The sequence below is a fragment of the Martelella sp. genome (genome assembly GCF_984369615.1).
Window position 1 is genome coordinate 1 of the sequence record NZ_CFHTCS010000427.1, and the last position, 3,332, is coordinate 3,332.

At 62.5% G+C, this 3,332-nt stretch carries 4 protein-coding genes; all 4 read left to right on the top strand.

All coding sequences use genetic code 11. The annotated features are described in order from the left end of the window. On the top strand, positions 1-170 hold a 170-nt coding region (locus AC5DC2_RS21600), incomplete at its 5' end, for an aldo/keto reductase (RefSeq protein WP_491699976.1). Between the two features lie 111 nt (positions 171-281). Continuing rightward, entirely contained in the window at positions 282-1,211 is a 930-nt protein-coding gene (locus tag AC5DC2_RS21605) for a calcium/sodium antiporter (protein ID WP_024709533.1), read from the top strand. A 297-nt stretch (positions 1,212-1,508) separates the two neighbouring features. After that, complete coding sequence (locus tag AC5DC2_RS21610) at positions 1,509-3,080, top strand: BCCT family transporter (protein ID WP_491699974.1); 1,572 nt, start codon at positions 1,509-1,511, stop codon at positions 3,078-3,080. Next, positions 3,077-3,332 (top strand): glycine betaine ABC transporter substrate-binding protein (locus AC5DC2_RS21615; protein WP_491699975.1); only part of this gene is annotated, 256 nt, incomplete at its 3' end. The genes AC5DC2_RS21610 and AC5DC2_RS21615, both read left to right, overlap by 4 nt.

A 3,332-nucleotide genomic window follows, 5' to 3' on the forward strand; every position in this document is an offset into this window, starting at 1 on the left:
AGATGGCGCTCGCCTTCGTTCTTTCGCGGCCCTTCGTCACCGCCGCGATCATCGGCGCGACCTCGATGGAGCAGCTGAAGACCAATATCGCCGCCCACGAACTGACGTTGTCGGATGCCGTGCTGGAAGACATCGCCAAAGTTCACCGGCAATTCCCGATGCCGATCTAAACGATTCATCCGGCGGGACATTGTTTCCGCCCGACCGCGCCCCATATGCGGTCGCTGGGACGAAATTTTCGCCGGTTTACCAACCGGCTTGGCAGGGACAGGGACCGGAACTTGGACTACCTTTATATCGCACTCGGCCTCCTCGGACTTTATTTCGGCGCGGAATGGCTGGTCTCCGGCGCGGTGGCCACGGCGCGGCGGATCGGCATTTCACCCCTGATCGCATCGCTCGTCATCGTCGGTTTCGGCACATCGCTGCCGGAACTGCTGGTCTCGGTTCGGGCCGCTCTGTCCGGGGCGCCGGGCATCGCGCTCGGCAATGTCGTCGGCTCCAACATCGCCAATATCCTGCTGATCGTCGGTCTTGCCGCCGTCATTTTCCCGATTGCCGGCTGGGACCGCTCCGTCCGGCGCGATGCCGCGACCATGGTGGCCTCGGCCGTCATCCTGCTTTTCCTCGTGCAGTATCAGGTGATCGACCGCATTGCCGGCGTCGTGCTCCTGGCAATCCTCGCCCTTTATCTCCTGCGCACCTACATGTGGGCGCGCAGGACCGGCGCAAACCTGAATGACGACGTCGAAGTCGATGTCGACGCCATGCCGGTGTGGAAGATGGGCTTGCTGATCGTGGCGGGCCTCGTCGTTCTGCTTTTCGGCGCGGAATTCCTGATCCGCGGCGCGACCGAGCTTGCCGCCCATTTCGGCGTGTCGGATGCCGTTGTCGGGCTCACAGTCGTCGCCGTCGGCACCAGCCTGCCGGAACTGGCGACCGCCGTCGTCGCCGCCACCCGCCGCCATTCCGATGTCGCCATCGGCAACGTCACCGGCTCCTGCATCTTCAACACACTCTGCATCCTCGGCGCCACGGCCGCGATCGCGCCGCTGCCGGTCTCCGACGGCTTCGCCACGCTTGATGTGCCGGTGATGCTGGCAGCGAGCGTATTCTTCGCGGCAATGCTGTTTTTTGCAAAGACCTTTCACCGGGCGACGGGCGCTGCCATGGTGGCGGCCTACGCCGGATATATCGTATATCTGATCTAGAGCATCGGACGAGAAAGTGGTTACCGGTTTTTCGATAACCCGATGCGCTCAAACAAAGAAATGGAGCATCGGGGTTCAGATTGACCGCCCGATGATCTAGCGGCGAGGCCGCCTCATTCGATCATGGTCCCGCGGCGCCAAGCGCCTTTCTGGCGACAGCGCGGCGGTCCGGCGCGCGGCACGAATGCTCGTTGACCCGCGCACCTACCATTCGGCCCCTCCGGTCTCTTTTCAAAGCCAAATAGGCTGCCTTTGGTTGACTCGCGCCTACTCGCGTGTTGGGAAGGGGCAGGATGGATGTCGCAGGACACTTCCGCCTGCGACGAGCAAAAAACCGGGGGGCGCCTGCTCGTGCACTTCAACAAGACCGTCATCATTTCGCTCCTTCTGTGCCTGCCGATCGGCGCCTGGGGCGTTCTCGCGCCCGAACAGATGGCGGCGAGCGTTCTGGGCTTCACCAGCTATTTCATGATCGGCGCCAGCTGGTGGTGGCTTGGTCTGTGTTCGGGTTTCGTGATTCTCGCCGCCTTTCTCGCCCTTGGCCCCTATGGCAACATCCGGCTCGGCAAGGACGACGAGAAGCCGGAATTTTCCTATTCATCCTGGATCGCGATGCTGTTTGCCGGCGGCATGGGCGCAGGGCTTCTCTTCTGGGGTGTTGCCGAACCGGTAACCCATTTCGAGAACCCGCCGGTCGGCGTCGGCGGATCGGCGGAAGCCGCGCGCCAGGCGCTCGTGATCACCAACCTGCACTGGGGTCTGCACGCCTGGTCGATCTACGGCGTGTGCGCTCTTGTCATCGCTTATTTCACCTTCCGTCTCGACAAGCCGCCGCTGATCTCGACGCCGCTGCGCGGGCTTTTCTCGGGCAGATCCGCCGAAGCTGCGGCAACGACGGCGGATGTCCTTGGCGTTGTTGCCGTTGTCTTCGGCCTTGCCGGTTCGCTCGCCATGGGCGCGCTGCAGGTGCGGTCCGGCCTGACGGCCATGTTCGACCTGCCGGAGGTCAACACGACATCGCTGCTGATCCTGGCAGTTCTCTTCCTGATGTACATGATTTCGACGCTGACCGGCGTCGAGAAGGGCATGAAGCTACTGTCCGACATCAACATGGCGCTCGGCCTCGCCCTGATGGCCTTCATCCTGATCTTCGGGCCGACCGCCTTCATCATGGAAACCTTCGTCACCACGATCGGCGCTTACGTTTCCCAATTCGTGAGCATGTCGTTCCGTCTGTTCCCCTTCGAGGGCGTAACCGAATGGTCGGCGAACTGGACGCTGACCTATCTGATCTGGTGGCTCGCCTGGGGGCCGTTCGTCGGCGTCTTCATCGCCCGGATTTCGCGCGGGCGGACGATTCGCGAGTTCTGTACGGGCGTGATCCTGATCCCGACGGCGTTCTCCCTGTTCTGGTTTGCCGTTTTTGGCGGCGCCGGCATCTATGTCGAGATGTACGGTCCGGGCGGGCTGGCCTCGGTCATCACGCAGGATGTCGCCGCCGCACTTTTCACCTTTCTCGACTATTTCCCGTTCGCGAACGTCCTCAGCTTCGGCGCGCTCGTGCTGATCGTCATCTTTCTCGTCACCTCCGCCGACAGCGGCACATTCGTGCTTTCGATGATGACGACGAACGGCAACCTCAACCCGCCGTCGGCTTCCAAGATCGTCTGGGGCAGCATCGTCGCGATCATCACGGCGGCGACGCTTCTTGCCGGGTCCGTCGATGTCGCGCGGGCCATGTCGACGCTCGGCGCGATACCCTTTTCCGCGATCCTGATGCTGCAGATCGTGAGTTTCTTGAGACGACTCAGAAGCGATCCCTCACGCAGCGGGCCCGTTGAGGACCGCACCGGCGAGGTGGCGTCATGAGAAGGCTGATCTCGCTTCTGATCGTATTCGTCCTCGCCGGCTGCGCGGCACAACCGGTGCGTATCGGCTCGAAAGACCTTGCGGAAAGCAGGATCCTTGCGGAGATGTTCGCCCTTCTGCTCGAAGAGGATGGCATCAAGGTCAAGCGCGTTCCGGCGCTGGGGTCGACCGGCATCGTCTTCCAGGCGCTCACCGATGACGACATCGACCTTTATCCCGAATACACCGGAACGGCGCTGGCCTTCATGGGAG

Excerpts from the sequence above, each read along its gene's own strand:
- AC5DC2_RS21610 (WP_491699974.1), top strand. The coding sequence starts at position 1,509 with ATGTCGCAGGACACTTCCGCCTGCGACGAGCAAAAAACCGGGGGGCGC.